This is a genomic window from Secundilactobacillus mixtipabuli, assembly GCF_002217925.1.
GTDB lineage: Bacteria > Bacillota > Bacilli > Lactobacillales > Lactobacillaceae > Secundilactobacillus > Secundilactobacillus mixtipabuli.
On the sequence record NZ_BCMF01000001.1, the window covers coordinates 133680 to 151142 of the forward strand.

General features: G+C 45.6%; 15 protein-coding genes. All 15 read right to left on the bottom strand.

Going from position 1 to position 17463, the window contains the following annotated elements:
- Window positions 1-285 precede the first annotated feature (285 nt).
- Entirely contained in the window at window positions 286-1581 is a 1296-nt protein-coding gene (locus IWT5_RS00600) for a serine hydrolase (RefSeq protein WP_089108017.1), read from the bottom strand.
- A 16-nt stretch (window positions 1582-1597) separates the two neighbouring features.
- Entirely contained in the window at window positions 1598-2752 is a 1155-nt protein-coding gene (locus tag IWT5_RS00605) for a sensor histidine kinase (protein WP_089108164.1), read from the bottom strand.
- A 28-nt stretch (window positions 2753-2780) separates the two neighbouring features.
- The gene (gene croR / locus IWT5_RS00610) at window positions 2781-3470 is read right to left on the bottom strand and encodes a response regulator transcription factor CroR (protein WP_089108018.1); all 690 of its coding nucleotides are present in this window, start codon (window positions 3468-3470) and stop codon (window positions 2781-2783) included.
- Window positions 3471-3726: 256 nt separating this feature from the next.
- Entirely contained in the window at window positions 3727-4866 is a 1140-nt protein-coding gene (gene guaB / locus IWT5_RS00615; RefSeq protein ID WP_089108019.1) for an IMP dehydrogenase, read from the bottom strand.
- A gap of 287 nt (window positions 4867-5153) precedes the next feature.
- Window positions 5154-5921, bottom strand: coding sequence for a DUF1129 family protein (locus IWT5_RS00620; protein ID WP_089108020.1), 768 nt, complete (start codon window positions 5919-5921; stop codon window positions 5154-5156).
- A 180-nt stretch (window positions 5922-6101) separates the two neighbouring features.
- Window positions 6102-7202, bottom strand: coding sequence for a redox-regulated ATPase YchF (gene ychF / locus IWT5_RS00625; RefSeq protein ID WP_089108021.1), 1101 nt, complete (start codon window positions 7200-7202; stop codon window positions 6102-6104).
- Between the two features lie 22 nt (window positions 7203-7224).
- Window positions 7225-7416 (bottom strand): DUF951 domain-containing protein, encoded by a 192-nt coding sequence (locus IWT5_RS00630; protein WP_089108022.1) that lies wholly within the window; start codon window positions 7414-7416, stop codon window positions 7225-7227.
- Between the two features lie 10 nt (window positions 7417-7426).
- Window positions 7427-8308, bottom strand: a complete 882-nt coding sequence (locus tag IWT5_RS00635; protein ID WP_089108023.1) for a ParB/RepB/Spo0J family partition protein — start codon at window positions 8306-8308, stop codon at window positions 7427-7429.
- Entirely contained in the window at window positions 8292-9065 is a 774-nt protein-coding gene (locus tag IWT5_RS00640; RefSeq protein WP_089108024.1) for a ParA family protein, read from the bottom strand. Before IWT5_RS00640 ends, IWT5_RS00635 begins: the two co-directional genes overlap by 17 nt.
- A 17-nt stretch (window positions 9066-9082) precedes the next feature.
- Complete coding sequence (gene noc / locus IWT5_RS00645) at window positions 9083-9907, bottom strand: nucleoid occlusion protein (RefSeq protein ID WP_089108025.1); 825 nt, start codon at window positions 9905-9907, stop codon at window positions 9083-9085.
- 21 nt (window positions 9908-9928) lie between these two features.
- Window positions 9929-10657 carry a 16S rRNA (guanine(527)-N(7))-methyltransferase RsmG gene (gene rsmG / locus IWT5_RS00650; protein WP_089108026.1) on the bottom strand — a complete coding sequence of 243 codons (729 nt, stop codon included), beginning with the start codon at window positions 10655-10657 and terminating at the stop codon, window positions 9929-9931.
- An 837-nt stretch (window positions 10658-11494) separates the two neighbouring features.
- Complete coding sequence (rihC, locus tag IWT5_RS00655) at window positions 11495-12409, bottom strand: ribonucleoside hydrolase RihC (protein WP_089108027.1); 915 nt, start codon at window positions 12407-12409, stop codon at window positions 11495-11497.
- 27 nt (window positions 12410-12436) lie between these two features.
- A complete protein-coding gene (locus IWT5_RS00660; protein WP_089108028.1) occupies window positions 12437-13750 on the bottom strand; it encodes an NCS2 family permease in 1314 nt (437 codons plus the stop codon).
- 193 nt (window positions 13751-13943) lie between these two features.
- Window positions 13944-15197: a NupC/NupG family nucleoside CNT transporter gene (locus tag IWT5_RS00665; RefSeq protein WP_089108165.1), complete on the bottom strand. Its 1254-nt coding sequence runs from the start codon at window positions 15195-15197 to the stop codon at window positions 13944-13946.
- Between the two features lie 1390 nt (window positions 15198-16587).
- On the bottom strand, window positions 16588-17268 hold the full coding sequence (gene rpiA / locus IWT5_RS00670) for a ribose-5-phosphate isomerase RpiA (RefSeq protein WP_089108029.1): 681 nt from the start codon (window positions 17266-17268) through the stop codon (window positions 16588-16590).
- Window positions 17269-17463: the final 195 nt, after the last annotated feature.

Genomic DNA, 17463 nt, shown 5'->3' on the forward strand with positions numbered 1-17463 from the left:
AATTAACAACTTCCAATCTGCCGAAGCACGCTTAAACTAAGAAAAGTCGGCCATACCGGAACCCTTCCACATCGAAGTCGCGCATCCGCTCCATAAATCGACAATTACACAATACAACGTCATTTTACCATGTTTCATTCTGTTTTCCTACGGTGTTTTCACAAGTTAACTGGACAAAAAAACAATAAATGCCGCTTACATTTTCCAGCCCATTAAGGAATATTAGAACAATATTGGTACAATATATTATAAAGTTCGTTAGTAAGCCAGGCAATCAATTATACCTTAAAACAGAGATACAAAATTACGCCAAGTCCGAACGATCCAATTTGCTTCTTTAATGCTGTAAATCGTTTTAATTGGCAGTTTCAAAGTCCCGTTATCATTCAGTTGTGAAATCGGTCTGCACGCTAACATTAGCTGCACGTGACCGACTTGCGTGTTCGCGGCTAGTGGTGCCTTCAGCCCACCTTTTTGCCGGTGCTCAGCGTCAATCACCACTTTGGAGCTAAGTTGATCCTTTGACTGCTGTTTGCCAAGCCAAATCGTGGTTGGGGCCGCGACGGTTGTTTCAGCGGTGGTACTTTTACCCATTGGGACCTTAACGTTGCTTAACTGATACGTCTGTGCGTTTAGGGTAACAGGCCGATAATTTGCATACACCCAGTTCATCAAGTGGCGCGTTTGAACAAAACGGGCTGGATCACCCGTCTTTTTATTCTGTGCGTGCATCACAATGGTAATGATACGGTGACCATTACGATCAACGGTGCCGGCAAAGTTACCGCCCGCAGCCTTTGACGTCCCAGTCTTCAAACCATCCACCGGCAAATGAGCATCGGCTTGACTCTGACCCTTCAGCATCAAATTCCAGGTATTCATCCGGGTCTCATCGCTGTGACCCTTATCAAACCACGATTTGCTCAATCGGGTAGTCTGCAGAATTTCTGGGTACTGCTTTAAAATAATCTGCGATAAGCGCGCCACGTCTCTAGCGGACATCGTGTTCTCATCGTTTTTGGCTAAGGTTGAATAGCCTAACTTCCCCGCTTGACCGTTTGTCACGCCAGACGCTGTTATCAGATGGGCACTGGTCAAATGTAATTGTTTGGCAGTGGCCCGCATCTTATCAATAAAGCGGTGCGGATTACCGGCCACGGCGTTTCCCAGTGCAGAAATGGCACCGTTAGCCGATGAGATCAGACTCGCCTGAAACAAATCACGAACCGTGTACTTTCGGTTAGCACTAAGTGGCACGTTAGTTAGATCCTTATTCCGACTCATTTTAGCAATTTCAGGGCTAACGGTGACCCGCTGATTCCAATGCATGCGGCCAGCCTTGATTTCATTTAAAACAATGTACGTTGATAATAGTTTGGTCATGGACGCGATGGGCAAAGGCTGCTGGTCGTTTTTCTGATAAAGCACCTGCCCGGTTTGAGCATCAACCGCAATTGCTGACTTGACCTGTAAATTGGGTGCTGCAGCTCTCACACTGATCCCGCCGACCATTAACGTCACTATAAAAACACACAAAAATAGCCCGAATTGCAGGCTACTTTTGGCAGATTTGACTGTCATAACTTCCTCCAATGTTTCATTTTTGATGCGTATCTTTTAGCTGAGTGCCGTTTTTAACAGGTAAATGAATAATGAAGCGCGTTAATTCATCCGTTGAGGTCACGTAGATATAACCGCCGTGACGGCTAATAATACTCTGGGCAATGGCCAAGCCTAGCCCAGTACCGCCAGTCGCTTTTGAACGGGAACCTTCAACCCGGTAAAATCGTTCAAACACCTGTGATAACGCTGCTTCGGGAATTTTCTTCCCGTCGTTTTCAACGCTGATCACCACTTCTTCGTCATTGGGCTGCTCAGCACGCAAATTAATCTGCTTACCGCCTTCGCCGTATTTCAGGGCGTTGGTGATCAAATTATTGAAGACCCGGCCGAGCTTTTCGCCATCAGCTTCAATTTGCATAGGTTCATCAGGCACCTCACTATTGATCGTCATGCCCTTCTCGCCAGCTTCCAGTTCGTAGCTGGCAGCTAACTGCTCTAACATTTGACCAATATCCAGCGTTGCAATCGACAGCGGTGTATCGGTCTGGCGCATTTTGGTATAAACAAACAGGTCGTCCACTAAGGATTTCATCTGTTTGGCCTTATTGAAAGCCGTATTAGTGTACTTTAATAATTCGTCTTCAGAATGATACTGACGATCTTCGACTAAGCCCAGGTAACCAATAATGGAGGTCAGTGGCGTCCGTAAATCGTGACTGACGTTTGTGATCAGTTCATCTTTAGACTTTTCAATCCGCCGTTCCTCATCCATTGAGGCGATGACGGAATCAACCAGCGCGTTGACTGATGTGATTACGCGTTGCGTTTCACCCTTAATCGTAAACGGGATTCGGTGATCAAAGTGGCCGTTCGCGATATAGTGCAGTTCAGCAATAATGTGCCGCAGTTGCATTTGATGATAACGCCGAATCAGCCGCCAGTAGACAACGCCGGCGTCAAATACGACCATCAGCACGATAAAGATGTTTTCCCAGCTCCAGAGTTGATAATGCGATGGGCCGATAATAATCGACCGTTTAATAATGAAAATCCCATCCTGTAACCCCGGATTGGTTTGAATCATTTCATTTAATAGAACGATCACCGAAAGATTAAGCAACAGCAAAAGCACGACGGTCACGATACCTTCCATGATCAGCGCGCTTTTTTCTCTTGCTGTGAGTTTCATACCTTTGCTATCTGTATTCATAGTTCCCCTAGTGTGTTTCAATCTTGTAGCCGACACCCCAAACCGTCTGAATGACCTTCTCGCCGCCAGTGGCTTCTTCGATCTTATCTCTCAGATGCGAAACATGCACCATGACCGTCTTGGCCGAAACAATCGATTCCTGGCGCCAAACCCGTTCGAAGATTTCATCCGCTGAAAAGACCCGGTTAGGATGACTAGCCAATAAGTAAAGGATACCAAATTCCAAAGCGGTCAGGTTAACCAGCTTACCGGATAACGTTTTCACTTCATGGGAGTCCTTATTGATGGTCAGTGAGCCAATGTCTAACACATCCGGCTTTTCATCAGTCACGTGATCTGAAGCTCGCCGCAGCAACGATTTAACTCGGGCCATGACTTCTAGTGGGTTAAATGGCTTGGTGACGTAATCATCACCGCCGCTAACTAACCCTTGAATCTTATCCATATCATCCGTTTTGGCTGACAGGATCAAGATAGGCAGTTCTGAATCCTTACGAACTTCCTTGATCACTTCGATACCGCTCATTTCAGGCATCATGATGTCCAAAATCATCAAACCGATGTCCGGTGTCGTGTGCAGCTTCGTCAGTGCTTCTTTACCGTTGTACGCGGTAATGGGCTCGTAGCCTTCGTTTTTAATGTAGATTTCCAGTAATTGGGCAATTTCTTTATCGTCATCAACAACTAAAATTTTCATGATTTTTACGTTCTCCTTATCATTCGATCGATCAACTAAAATGGCCGCACCATTTATTCATGCGCAATCCGTGAGCAGCGTGCAGCTTCCCCGTTTGCTTAGGTCTATCTTACCAAAAGATAGGCCGGCATTCATTATTATTCCAGTAACTTAAGGTTCTCATTAAATTTTACAGCAGATTTCGAGAATAAACAAAAGAAGCCCTAAGAGGCGTCTTGATGACGACCGCTTGGGCTTCCGAAAGTTTTAGACTTAATTATTTGTAGTTAGGTGCTGCTTTGGTTAATTGCACATCATGTGGATGTGATTCAACTAAACCGGCGTTTGAGATGCGAACAAACTGTGCATCGTTGATGAGGTCTTGAACGGTCTCACAACCGGTGTAACCCATGCCGGAACGTAGACCACCAACCATTTGGAAAATGATGTCGTCGACGCTGCCCTTGTATTCAACCCGGGCTTCAATGCCTTCTGGCACCAGCTTGTTGGCTTCGTTCACGCCACCTTGGAAGTAACGGTCGGCTGAACCATGTTCCATGGCTGCCAATGAACCCATACCACGGTATGTCTTGTACTTCTTGCCGTTGTCTTCGAAGACTTCGCCAGGAGCTTCATCAGTTCCTGAAAGCATCGAACCAAGCATCACGGCGTTACCACCGGCGGCTAAGGCCTTAACGATATCACCTGAGTACTTGATCCCGCCATCAGCAATGATTGGCTTGTTGAACTCTTGCGCAACTTCGGCAGCATCGTAAATGGCTGTCAATTGAGGAACACCGACACCGGCAACGACCCGGGTGGTGCAGATAGAGCCGGGACCGATACCCACTTTCACAACGTCAACACCGGCTTCAAATAATGCTCGGGTACCTGAACCAGTAGCAACGTTACCAGCAATCAAAGTGGCATCTGGGAATTGGTCACGAATCTGAGCAACCTTGCGAAGAACACCCGCTGAGTGGCCATGAGCCGTGTCAATGATGATAGCATCCGCACCGGCAGCCAGTAAACCTTCAGCCCGTTCGAAGGTGTCTGAGGTCACCCCAACTGCTGCGGCAACCAATAGACGGCCCTGGTCATCTAGTGCTGCGTTCTTACGAATCTTATCGCTAGTAACAGCCTTTACTTTAGCCACTTCACCAGCCTGGGCTTCTTTAGACATGTTCTTGTGAATCACACCTAAGCCACCGTTATTGGCCATGGCAATCGCCATCTTAGATTCCGTTACAGTATCCATACTGGCACTGAGGAACGGCACGTTTAATTTCAAATTATCAGCTAACTGGACCCTCAAATCGACATCGTTTGGCAAAACATGGCTCTCTGCAGGTATAAGTAATACGTCATCAAAAGTAATCCCTTGTTTTTGAAACTTCGAATCCCAATTAGTAGTCATTGAAATGAACGCCCCTTATTATTTTTTTTGTATTGTTTGGTAATATACCAGCGACTTTCAGAAAATGCAAGGATTCTCATGAACTTGTAAGATTTTAGCGTAAAATCTCATCAATTCGGCTGAAATGTTCGGGTTTTAGTCTGATTTTCTCAATGATTTGGGACTAATTATAATTATTGTTTGATCTTCGTTCATGATGGTTTGAATGCCCCAGTGCTGCCTCAAAAAACATAAAAAACCAGTCCGATGGATTACCCATCAAACTGGTTGCAGCTTACGATTTCATTTTAACGACGGCGCTGAGGGGTGCTGCCGAAAAAGCCTTGCGTTAATTTCCATTGCCGTTTGACCAAAATTGAGGCCAAACCACTGACGACACCAAGGACGATCATTGGCCATGCGCCGATCATTGGGTTCAAATAGCCTGGTAATAAGGCCATCATTGAGAACAGGCCTAACCAAACAACCAGAAAGGCAACTGAACCAGCGATTCGAATCCAAAGTGAAAAACGGTGTTCCCGCTTTGAATCGAAAATCCGTGGGATCAATGGCAATGCTAAGCCAGCGATGACAGATGACAACAGAATCGACAAAATGCCGACTGGTTGAGCACCCTTTTGTGCTGGGGTAAGTAGGAACATAATCCCAAACATGAAACTAAAGATCGTAAAGAAGTTCAGCCCGTTATACAACGTACTTGGCCAGTATGGATCTGGTGTTCCAGCTGGGCGCTTAGGGCCTTCAATAATCTCTTTGATCCGGGCATTCACATCGCTACCATATAGGTTACGTGCGGTTTTACCCTTTTTTTGGCCCGCTAAAAGTTCCGCTGTCGTTGTCTTAACGATTTCGGCCTTTTTTTCAGGATTTAACTTAGTGGCTTGCAGTGCTTGATTGAATCGGAACATATAGTCCGCGTTCCGCTTCGTCAAACCGATGTTATCGAAAGCAGCCCGCTCGTTTTTGACCGTACTATTCCGATCCTGGTGAACAGCTGCATTCCGTTTACGCTGCTGAACGCCTGCATTGCGCTTTTCATTTTCGTTTTCGCTCAATTTGGGATCTCCTTTTTTAGTTGTTTTTTTTTGGGGGGACTACGTGGACTTTTTACATAGCCGAAACGTGTTCCACGAGACAGAGAGCTATGTGTAAGCCAATGCTGGCATAAATCCAAAAACCGGGATTTTTGCCAGCATTAACTTACACGCCGCTCTCTAAACGTCTCGTTCCACACTCTAGACGTTGAACCTAAACTCCACAATATCCCCATCTTGCATCACGTAATCTTTACCTTCAACTCTTAATTTACCGGCATCCTTAACCGCTGATTCTGATTCGTATTTATCCAAATCATCAAAAGCCATCACTTCTGCGCGAATAAAACCACGTTCGAAGTCAGAGTGAATGATTCCGGCCGCTTGTGGTGCCTTGGTGCCCTTCTTAAAGGTCCAAGCTCTGGTTTCCTTACCACCAGCCGTGAAAAAGGTTTCTAGGCCTAAGAGCTTGTATGAGGCACGGATCAGACGGTTTAAGCCTGGTTCTGTGACGCCTTCAGCTTCTAGGAAGTCTGCCTTTTCATCATCATCCAATTCGGCGATTTCTTCTTCAGCTTCCGCAGCAACGGCAATGGCTTGTGCGCCTTCCTTAGCAGCGTAGGCTTCAATATCCTTAAAGTACTTCGAGTTTTCTGGATCAGCCATATCATCTTCAGCAATGTTGGCAACGTAGAGGACTGGTTTGCTGGTCAGCAGGAATAAGCCCTTCACGATTGGCGCTTCGTCTTCGTTGAAGTCCATCGTCCGAACACCCTTGCCGGCTTCGAGAACTGGCTTGATGCGTTCCAGAACAGCCAATTCAGCCTTAGCTTCTTTATCGCTACCCTTAGCTGCCCGTTGAACCTTAGCCAACCGCTTATCAACGGCTTCAAGGTCTGATAAACCTAATTCCAAGTTGATGGTTTCAATATCATCGATTGGGTCGATCTTACCAGAAACGTGGGTAATGTTATCGTCGTCAAATGCCCGCACAACGTGCACGATAGCATCCACCTGACGAATGTTTTCCAAGAATTTATTCCCTAAACCTTCACCCTTGCTGGCACCCTTAACAATGCCGGCAATATCGGTAAATTCAAAGGTGGTTGGCACGACTTTTTTAGCCGGAATCAGTTCTTGAATCCGGTCTAACCGTGAATCTGGCACTTCAACCATCCCAACGTTAGGGTCGATGGTGGCAAATGGATAGTTCGCCATTTCTGCCCCTGCCTTGGTAATCGCGTTAAATAAGGTTGACTTACCAACGTTTGGTAAGCCGACAATTCCTGCTGTTAATGACATAGTAAAGTCTCACTCTTCCTTTTTAGTCAGTTTGTGGTTTCTTTTCTAAAACCTTTTTCAGCTTTTTTTCGAACTCGCGACGGCTCAGCATCACGATGTGGCCGCAACCGGTGCACTTGATTTTAATATCAGCGCCCATCCGAATGATCTCCCAGCGGTTTACGCCACATGGGTGCGGTTTTTTCATTTCAACTAAATCACCTAAATCGTACATCGAATCACTCCTAATCTAAATGTACGTCGAGAATGTCTAAGATACGGCTTAAGTCGTCATCTGACAAATACTCGATCTCAATCTTACCTTGGCCTGCTTCTTTAGCCTCGCTGATCGTCACTTGAGTCCCGAACTTCTCTTGAAGGACGTTTTCACCTGCACGCAGGTAAGGTGACTTCTGCTTGATCCGCTTCTTTGGCTTAGCCGCAGCCTGGCCGTTCATCTTATTGACGACGCCTTCCAAAGCACGCACGGTCATTTTACCATCCGCTGCCCGATTAGCAAGACTGACCATCTGTGAACGGTCCTTCAGCGAAAGCAGGGTTCTCGCCTGCCCCATTGAAAGCCGCTTCTTTTGCAGCAGTTCTTTGACTTGCTTTGGCAAGCCCAATAACCGCAAGTAGTTAGCAATGTATGGCCGGCTCTTACCCAACCGTGACGAAACCTGGGCCTGCGTCATGTTCAAATTGCTCATGAGCATTTCATAAGCTTCGGCCTCTTCCAACGGAGTCAAATCTTCACGCTGCAAGTTTTCCATGACAGCGATCTCCATCATCTGGGGTTCTGTCACTTCACGAACAATTGCCGGAATCGTTTCGTTTTTGATCAAACGAGATGCCCGAACACGTCTTTCACCTGCAAGAATCTCATAGCGAGAGACTTCGGGATCTGGCTGACGGACAATGATGGGCTGGAACACACCCGATTTTTCAATCGAACGGGCAAGGTCCTTCAAGGCCGTCTGGTCAAACTTCTGCCGTGGTTGATACGGGTTCGGCCGAATCTGATCGAGTTTGATATCGATCACTGTTTCTACTTCTGGGTCAACGCTATTATCCGCGAACAATGCTTCAATGCCGCGTCCAAGCCCCTTGTTATTTTTGTTTGCCATGAGCAGCTGCCACTTCCTTTGCGAGTTGCGAATAAACGAGTGCACCGGTTGACTTCGGGTCATAATCCATAATTGGCAAGCCGTGGCTAGGCGCCTCGGATAACCTGACGTTACGTGGAATAATCGTCTCGTAAACGTTGTCCTTAAAGTACTTTTTCACTTCTTCATTAACTTGATGGCCCAGATTGGTACGGGCATCATACATGGTCAGCAACACACCCTCGATCTTAAGACTGGGGTTGAAATGCTTCCGCACGAGCTGAATGGTATTCAGCAATTGACTCAGGCCTTCCAGCGCGTAGTACTCGCTTTGAACGGGAATCAAAATCGAGTTGCTGGCCGTAAAGGCATTGATGGTTAATAGGCCTAACGAAGGCGGACAATCCACCAAAATGAAATCGTATTGGTCCTCAATGGTTTTAACGGCATCTAATAAACGGGTCTCACGGGCAATTTGAGCCGTCAGCTCAATCTCTGCACCAGAGAGCTGAATCGTTGCTGGCACAATGTCTAAATCTTTATGACTTGTATGTAAGATCACATCAGTAATCGGCTCTTCATTGACCAGAACATCGTAAATATCCTTTGAAATGGAGGACTTGGCAATCCCAACTCCACTAGTTGCGTTCCCTTGTGCATCAATATCGATTAACAAAACTCGGTTACCCAGATTAGCTAATCCGGCACCTAGGTTTACGGAAGTCGTTGTCTTACCGACACCGCCCTTTTGGTTTGCAAGCGCAATGATATCTGCCATCAGTTTTCGTCACTCCTTTATGATTTTTTTATGATATCGATAGTAATTCGGTAACTATCGTCGTTGTCTTCTTCCGTTGTTTTGATCTTTAAACCAGCGTTGGTGACCATCTTCAATGACTTCTTGATGGTGTTGACCGCCACTCGGGTATCAGCCGAAACGGATTTAATTTTCGGCTTTGGCTTGGCCTTTGCACGGTGCCGCTGAATCAGCCGTTCTGCGTCACGAACGGTCAAATGATCACTAACGATTCGTTTCAGCAGCTGCACCTGTTGCTTAGGCGTAACTGCAAGTAACGCACGACCATGACGTTCGCTAATTTCTTCGTTCATAATCGCGTCTTGAACGGGCGCACTTAACTTCAATAACCGCAGCTTATTAGCAATAAAGGACTGACTCTTACCCACGTTTTCGGCCAGCTGGCTTTGCGTCAGCTTATTCAGTTTCATCAAGGACTGATAAGCCTGCGCTTCTTCAATCGGGGTTAATCCCTCTCGTTGCAAGTTTTCAATCAGTGCTAGTGAAGCCGTTTCATCATCAGATAACGATTGAATGATTGCTGGCACTTCACGCCAGTTTAACGTTTTGACTGCCCGAAAGCGCCGCTCACCGGCAATGATCTCGTACTGATGCGGTTCATATTCCCGTAGAACGATTGGTTGCAGTAAGCCATGATCAGAAATGGTTTGCGCCAGTTCGTCTATACTGCGTTTGTTAAAGACGTGCCGCGGTTGGAACCGGTTGGGTACAATGGCATCAATCGGTACCATAACTACTTTTTGCTTGATACTTTCATTATTTTGCTGGTTGCTTTTATCGTGACCAAATAATGAAAACGCCATCCTAATCGTCCCCCTTTCTAACTAATTACCGAGCGGCTCCTTGTTAGGCGTCCCAGCCTTCCGTGGATAGCGCTTGGGCGTTGGCTTAACCTTATCTACGACCACAATGTGGCGTTCATCCCCAGACTCAGGCAACGTAAACGATTGGTCCAAGTTTAATTTGCCACCAAGTGTAGCAATGGCCGACTTAGATTGTGCCAGCTCGTTTTCGGTCTGCTGTGCTTTCAGCGCGATAAACTGACCGTGCAGCTTAACGAGTGGCAGGCATAGTTCACTCAACACGCTCATCCGTGCTACTGCCCGTGCGGTAACAACATCATAAGCTTCACGATGTTCGGACCGCTTGCCACCAAACTCTTCAGCTCGGGCATGATAGACACTCACACCTTCAAGGCCTAAATCAGCAATTAAATCCTTCAAAAAGTTGATCCGCTTATTTAATGAATCAACGATGGTGACTTTCAGATTGGGAAACAGGATCTTCATCGGTAGTGATGGGAACCCGGCTCCCGCACCGACGTCACAAAGGGTCAATGCTTCAGTGCGTAACTCAGGCACATAAAAGGCGGGCGTTATTGAATCATAAAAGTGCTTCAGATAAACGTCGCCTCGTTCGGTAATGGTTGTTAAATTAAGATGCTGATTAGTGTCGACCAGGATTTTAAAATACTGGTCAAACTGTTGCATTTGTTGCTCAGAAACCGTAATCCCCTGAGCTTTTAACGCAGCAATAAACTGGTTATTATTCATTGAAATCTCCTAATGGATTCTGTGAAACACTTTGTTTCACGCTCTAGTATACTTTACATTAATTATGGTATGTACGCAAGCTCTTACACGTGGTTATTGCTTGCTTTTTCGAACTTTTTAGTGGGTAATTTGGGATAAGTTATTAGTCCATTCCATTCTGTGTTCAGAGTAACTCATTATGCAGGCGTTCTGGAGCTAATCATCACATGCAATTCTACTGTGTTGAGTTGTGCTTCTGCCCATTCCGTTTCACGTTCAGGGTAACTCGTCGTGCAGGCGCTACGGAGCTAGCACCTGCGCTTCGCTTGGGGCGGATCTCCTCCGTCGCCTGATGATGTAACCGAGCACGAAACGCTCGCTAACATCATCGACACCACGATTTACCCTGAACGCTCCACTGCATTTACACAGCTGACCTTCTGCAACCAAACTGCAGGGTTGCTGACGCAAATACGCTTCTGCAGAACAGTCCCCTCACAATATCAGCGCAACGGAAGGCGCTGGGGCTCAGCGGTGTCGGTGATACTGGGTAGCTGACAGTGGCGAAGCCCTGGCAGATACCCTAGTATCACGCGAGACGGAGGAGATCCATTTGAGGCGAATAGCCTCAAATTAGCTCCGGAGCGAGCCACCGCGTTCCAGCCCCAAAGCGCCTGAAGTGGAGCGAAAGCTCGAGGGTTATTAACTATCCACATACTGTTTCATTATACTAGACAATTCCCGTCATTGGAAACGGTCCACCAAATTTCTAATCAAATAAACCGCCCCAAGCCCCTTACAGCTTAGTGCGGTTCATTATTTGTATAGTGGTATAAACAGCGTAAAAACTAAATTAAATTACTTTGAAATGTTTGAAACTTCGTTAATAAACCATTTGTTAAAGGCTGCAGCATCGATGTCGACACATACAGAGGCGTTGATCTTGCCATCGTGGTAAGCACCACGAATGTCACCAACCGTTTCACCCATTGCTGGGCCTTCGGTTTGAACATCAACCCACATGTCTTCAGTGGTGATTGCTTCTGGGTGAAGCAGGTAGAAGATGGTGTTGACATCGTGCATGGCAATACCGCTGTCTGAGTTATCACCATCATGAATGATGATATCGTGCAACATGCGGCCAGTCTCGTTTAATTCAGGTAACTTTGCAAGGCTTGCAGGTGTTAACAAGGCCTTCATGGTAATGTCCAAACCAACCATCACGATTGGCACACCTGAGTTGTAAACGATGCGGGCAGCATGAGGATCAGTGAAGACGTTGAATTCAGCGGCACTGGTCATGTTACCTTTACCTAATGAACCACCCATGGCAACGATCCGTTCGATGTTGTCCTTAACTTCTGGGTATTCAGAGAATAGTAAAGCGATGTTAGTGTACGAACCCGTTGGTACCAGCGTGATTTTTTCGTCACTGGCCATAATGGCGTCGTGAAGTGCTTCAACGGCACTCTTATTCATTGGCTTTGGCAAATCTTCTGGGAAATCGTATCCCGGCATTCCTGATTCACCATGGATCCGAGCAGCATCTTCGAATGGCTTGATCAATGGTTGCTTGGCACCGGCTGCCACTGGAATGTCGGAGTTAAAGAACCGAACTAACTTAAGCGCGTTCTTCGTGGTCTTGTCCACCGTAACGTTACCGGCAACAGTAGTGATCAGCTTCAAATCGATGTTGTCATCGTTGATAGCCATGGTAATTGCAGCTGCATCGTCGATACCAGGATCGGTATCCATGATAATTTTGATTGTCATAATAATAAGCCTCCGTACTAAATTTTTTTAATGTAGTAAAGCACTTAAAACCAAATCAATGAGAAACAATCCGCCTAACAAATACATTGCTGGACTGACATTTCTGCCATCGCCGCTAGCCAATCTTAAAATTGGGTAGAAGACGAATCCGAAAGCCAAACCAGTTGAAATACTGTTGGTTAGCGGAATCAGCACAATAATCAGAAACGCCGGGAACCAAGCAGCAAAGTCGTTCATGTCAATAGAACCAATGGATTCCATCATGAGTGCGCCGGTGATGATGATCACGGGTGCGATTGCGGCTTGCGGGACGTACGCCAACAACGGAACGAAGAACATAGAAATGGCGAATAAAACACCAGCAGTGATTGCCATGACACCAGTCCGACCACCGGATTCAATCCCCGAAGCACTCTCGGCGGCAGCCACAGTTGGGCTGGTACCAAGACCACCGGAAATCAGTGCGGTAATGGAGCTGGCTCGAAAGGCCTTCTTGAACTTCCGGCTATCAGGCAGGATTCCCTGCAAGAGCCCCATGGATTCAAACACGAGGATCATGGTCATCGAGAAAGCTGCCAAAATAAACGGAATGGTCAGTACCTTGGAAAAGTCACCGTGCATCACGATTTGATGATAGTCGGCTAACCGTGATAAATGAACCGAGACGCTTTCATCATCACGAATGCCTAACACGACACCAAGAACGGTGGTCACGACGATTCCAATCAAAAAACTGCCAGGTATCTGCCGTAGGTATAACACCACACTCAGCAAAATGCCGAAGATGGCTAATAACGTTGCGGGCGAGGTCATATTACCCAATACAATCAATGAATTCTTCCCAGCAACGATCAGCCCGGCTTTTTCCAGACCAATTTCAACTAAGAATAACCCGATCCCAGCAGTGATCCCACTTTTTAGTGAAGCGGGAATCGCCTTGGCCAGTACTGAACTCAAACTGGTAAAGGCAACGATGACGTAAATGGCACTGGCCACAATTGAAATTGCCACCGCTACCTGCCAAGACATGCCCATGGTGGCACAGATCGTATAGGTGAAAAAGGCGTTGACCCCCATCCCCGGCGTTAAAATCACTGGGGCATTCGCATAGAAGCCCATGATCAAACAGCCAATGACTGAACTGATAATTGTCGCAAACACACTGAGGTCAGTGGGAATGCCGGCGTCCTTTAAAATCACTGGGTTCACAATAATGATGTACGAGATGGCGAAGAAACCCGTCAAACCCGCAATGATTTCTTGCTTCAGTAGTGTCTTATTCTGCCACACTTGTAAGAGCGATAATCGATTCTTCGCTTCAAGTTGTTGCGCTTGTTTCATGTTAAATAATCCCTATCCTTTCGTCGTTGAGACGGTTGTGATCGGGGTTGCATCGTTATTCCAAACGATGGGTTTCAGCTGACCTAGGCCAGTTTCGACACCCTAGGCCACAACAGCCCAGACCGAAATATTCATCGATCCGGGCTGTTTGTGGTTTTAAAACTAAATTAATCGACTTATGCGTGAGTGGTGATTACCAAACAAATAAGCCCACGATACCAGCAGATAAGAGTGATACCAAGATACCAGACAATAACATGTAACCAACGTTCTTAGAAATCAAACCGTTAGTTTGTTTGTCGGCCAAGCCCTTGAAAGCACCGATAATCATACCAGTCGTACTGAAGTTAGCAAATGAAGTCAAGAAGACTGTCAATTGTGCTTGATAGTGAGCACCGTACATTTGTACGTTGTGAATTGTTGGGGCAATCTTACCCATAACAACGAATTCGTTGGTGACTAACTTCGTCCCCATGTATTGAGCGAATTGGAACGCATCGTGTACGTTCAGACCCATCAACCATGCAAATGGGAACATGATGATCCCCAAGATATGTTCAAGTGATAACCATGGGTTGATCAGGCCTAACAACTTATCGATCAATGCAGCTAAGGCAACGAAGGCGATAACGTTTGCGGCGATGATCAAGATCAAACGGCCGGCACCCAAGATAGAATCACCCAAGAATGAGAAGAATGGTTCCTTCTTGCCGCCTTCCATTTCAGCTTCTTCAGCATCAGAACCGCCACCAATTTTGGCAATGGTATCTTCTTCATCGGTCACCTTAACTGGGTTCAAGATGTTAGTCACAATGATAGCGTTCAAAATGTTCAAAGGAATCGCAGTCAAAACGTAGTTACCAGGAACCATTTGAGTATAAGCACCCACAATGGAAGCAGTAATACATGACATCGACATCATAGCCAATGTGACGTTACGTTCTGCACGCATTGATTGAATTTGAAGACGTGAAACGGCTAGGGCTTCAGTGTTACCAAGGAACATCATTTCAACTGAGAAGAATGATTCGAACTTTGGTTGACCAGTGATAGCTGATAAACCGCGGCCGATCCATTTGATGATCCAAGGCAGGAAACCAATGTAAGTTAAGATATCAAACATTGGCACGATCAGTAGGATAGGAAGCAATGCACTTGTAACGAAGTTCATTGACTTAGCAGTCCCGCCGAACTGTGGCGTTACCCAGTTAGGTAAGGCGAACACGATACCTTGGTAAGCCACTTGGACTAACCAGTTGAATCCGTTGGCTGCAGCCTGAACGGCGTCACGGCCCCAAGAGAAACTCGTTAAGATCCAAGCAATGACCAAGTTAAGAACGAGGACAATTGCAGTTGATTTCCAGTTGATCGTCTTTTTGCTCTTTGAGAACAAGAAAGCGATACCTAGATAAACTAAAACCCCAATAATGTTGACGATTAAGTACATCGACATTAAAATAAACCTTCTTTCGTATTTTTGCTGTGCGCAACCGCCCAACCTTTTATGAAAGAAACGCAACCGTTCAAATCGCCCGTTACTTAAAATCAGAATAATGGCACAATACTTCGTACCAAACGACAGAAAAGTTCAGCGCTTTCATAAACATTCGGACAGATCCACACAACTTCAGTAGTAACCACCACTTACCTCTTTAAAATAAACAAGTAAGCAAAACTCATTTTACCCTGTTTAAGGGTTTCCGTAAACACACATTCGAAAAATCTATCAAGTAAAACGGTATAAGTTAAAACTTGATGAGTAAAACTAGCCTTATTAGCCCTCTAAAAAGCGTGGTATAGCTCAATTAAAGGGGAATTTAAAAAGGATTTACTATCCAGAACGTGGTTAGTAAATCCTTTTTCCAAGTGGAATGATCCCCTTGAATGTTGCCCCTGCCAAGGAATTACATTATACCATGATTACTAAATAGGTCGTATCGAAAATGAGCCAAAAAAAGTAGACTCAAGGTTGAAATTATTGGTTCATTCATCCTTGAGCCCTTATGAAACTTTGTTGGAAGAGACGAAACCGTTTAACCAGCTTACCCGCTTCGTAAACATTAAATTGATAATCTATCGCCTCATATACTTATTTCTAGCCAACTGCCGTAATAGTCTTGTCAATGACATATCAGTTTCAATTACCGTTTAACTAGATGAGATGAAACTTTGAAACTTTTTGAATCTCATGAACTCGACTCTCTACACTCAGGAGGTTATTACATAACCATCGTATAGACCCAGCCTACATCACATTCGAACCCTTTGTAACCCCTAAGAAAATATCACTACATCTAAGATATTCGCACGTTTTAGCAGAAACGCTAAGCATATGACTCATATTCAATTAGTGGTGGAACAAAAACCTTAGGTGGCTAGCGTTCGTTAGAAATCCTCGCGTGAAACATGGTACTTGATGAATCATGTTACCTTGAAACCTTTAAAACTATGAACCTTGTGAATCCTGTGAAACTCTTGAACCTTGTTTCGTTGTTTCTGAAACTTTAAACAGTTGGAACCAAACGTCTTTGCTGTTTGTTGCCAATCATTTGTTTCGATCTACAAAACGGGATCAATACATAATCGGTAAAACTCTACAACTTGGAACGTCCTGGTACCGGCTTCTTATCTCTTCCACGGTTATATAATAACATGAAATGTAACCGGTTACAACACAAAAACACCAAATTTTTTAGCGAAATATACACCCATTATTGAGGGCCAATAAAGCCCGATATAACAGTAAAGCAGCCCAACAGCCAGTCATGATTGACCAGCCATTGAGCTGCTTAAAATCCTGTTGGGACGGAAACCATCATTGCCCCAATATTTTTAACTTATTTTGTCTTAACGACCGCGCCATCCTGAGTACCGATAACGACCGTCTTGGTCATATCCAAGAACAATCCGTGTTCAACAACACCGGTCATATTGCTTAATTCATCCGCCAAATCATAAGGTGCAGCAATCTTACCCAAGTGAAGGTCAATGATGATGTTGCCTTCATCCGTGTGGAACAATTGGCCATCTTTTTGACGAACTTCTGGCTTGTAGCCCAAGTCAGCCAACCGCTTAACCAGTTGGTGATGACCGTATGCCAGCACTTCAACGGGTAGTGGGAACTTGCCTAATTGGTCAACAACTTTGCTTTCGTCAACGATCCAGGCACACTGTTTCGAGTTCGTAGCAACCAGCTTTTCCCAAGTCTGGGCACCGCCGCCACCCTTAATACCGTTGATTTGTGGGTCAACTTCGTCGGCACCGTCAATGGTAATGTCGATGGTATCAACGTCGTCCAATGACTTAATTTCCATACCAAGGTTGCGGCCGTATTCAGCCGTCCGGTTAGAAGTTGGTACACCAGTAAAATGTACGCCGTCCTTTTTAATCCGTTCGCCTAACGCATCCAATAAGTAACGCACCGTGCTACCAGTTCCAAGGCCGACAGTCATGCCGTCTTCAACCAGTTCTGCGGCCTTGTAGCCAGCGATTTTTTTGAGTTCATCTTGAGTCTTCATACGTTTCCTCCTGAGTTAGTAAAACAGTTTTATTAACTTGAATTCCAGATGTTATTCTATGCGTTTGTTAGGGGGCGGTCAAGAGCGAAGTATAACTGCTCTGGTATACAAGAAACCCCAGCATCATTTACCGATGCTGGGGTCCCTGCTGATCTGACTCACTGAAATACGTCAGTTAGCTATTCTTAGAAACCT

Bases quoted from the DNA above. Each gene is read 5' to 3' on its own strand.
- IWT5_RS00600 (WP_089108017.1), bottom strand. From the start codon at position 1,581: ATGACAGTCAAATCTGCCAAAAGTAGCCTGCAATTCGGGCTATTTTTG.
- IWT5_RS00605 (WP_089108164.1), bottom strand. From the start codon at position 2,752: ATGAAACTCACAGCAAGAGAAAAAAGCGCGCTGATCATGGAAGGTATC.
- croR (WP_089108018.1), bottom strand. From the start codon at position 3,470: ATGAAAATTTTAGTTGTTGATGACGATAAAGAAATTGCCCAATTACTG.
- guaB (WP_089108019.1), bottom strand. From the start codon at position 4,866: ATGACTACTAATTGGGATTCGAAGTTTCAAAAACAAGGGATTACTTTT.
- ychF (WP_089108021.1), bottom strand. From the start codon at position 7,202: ATGTCATTAACAGCAGGAATTGTCGGCTTACCAAACGTTGGTAAGTCA.
- IWT5_RS00630 (WP_089108022.1), bottom strand. From the start codon at position 7,416: ATGTACGATTTAGGTGATTTAGTTGAAATGAAAAAACCGCACCCATGT.
- IWT5_RS00635 (WP_089108023.1), bottom strand. From the start codon at position 8,308: ATGGCAAACAAAAATAACAAGGGGCTTGGACGCGGCATTGAAGCATTG.
- IWT5_RS00640 (WP_089108024.1), bottom strand. From the start codon at position 9,065: ATGGCAGATATCATTGCGCTTGCAAACCAAAAGGGCGGTGTCGGTAAG.
- noc (WP_089108025.1), bottom strand. From the start codon at position 9,907: ATGGCGTTTTCATTATTTGGTCACGATAAAAGCAACCAGCAAAATAAT.
- rsmG (WP_089108026.1), bottom strand. From the start codon at position 10,657: ATGAATAATAACCAGTTTATTGCTGCGTTAAAAGCTCAGGGGATTACG.
- rihC (WP_089108027.1), bottom strand. From the start codon at position 12,409: ATGACAATCAAAATTATCATGGATACCGATCCTGGTATCGACGATGCA.
- IWT5_RS00660 (WP_089108028.1), bottom strand. From the start codon at position 13,750: ATGAAACAAGCGCAACAACTTGAAGCGAAGAATCGATTATCGCTCTTA.
- IWT5_RS00665 (WP_089108165.1), bottom strand. From the start codon at position 15,197: ATGTACTTAATCGTCAACATTATTGGGGTTTTAGTTTATCTAGGTATC.
- rpiA (WP_089108029.1), bottom strand. From the start codon at position 17,268: ATGAAGACTCAAGATGAACTCAAAAAAATCGCTGGCTACAAGGCCGCA.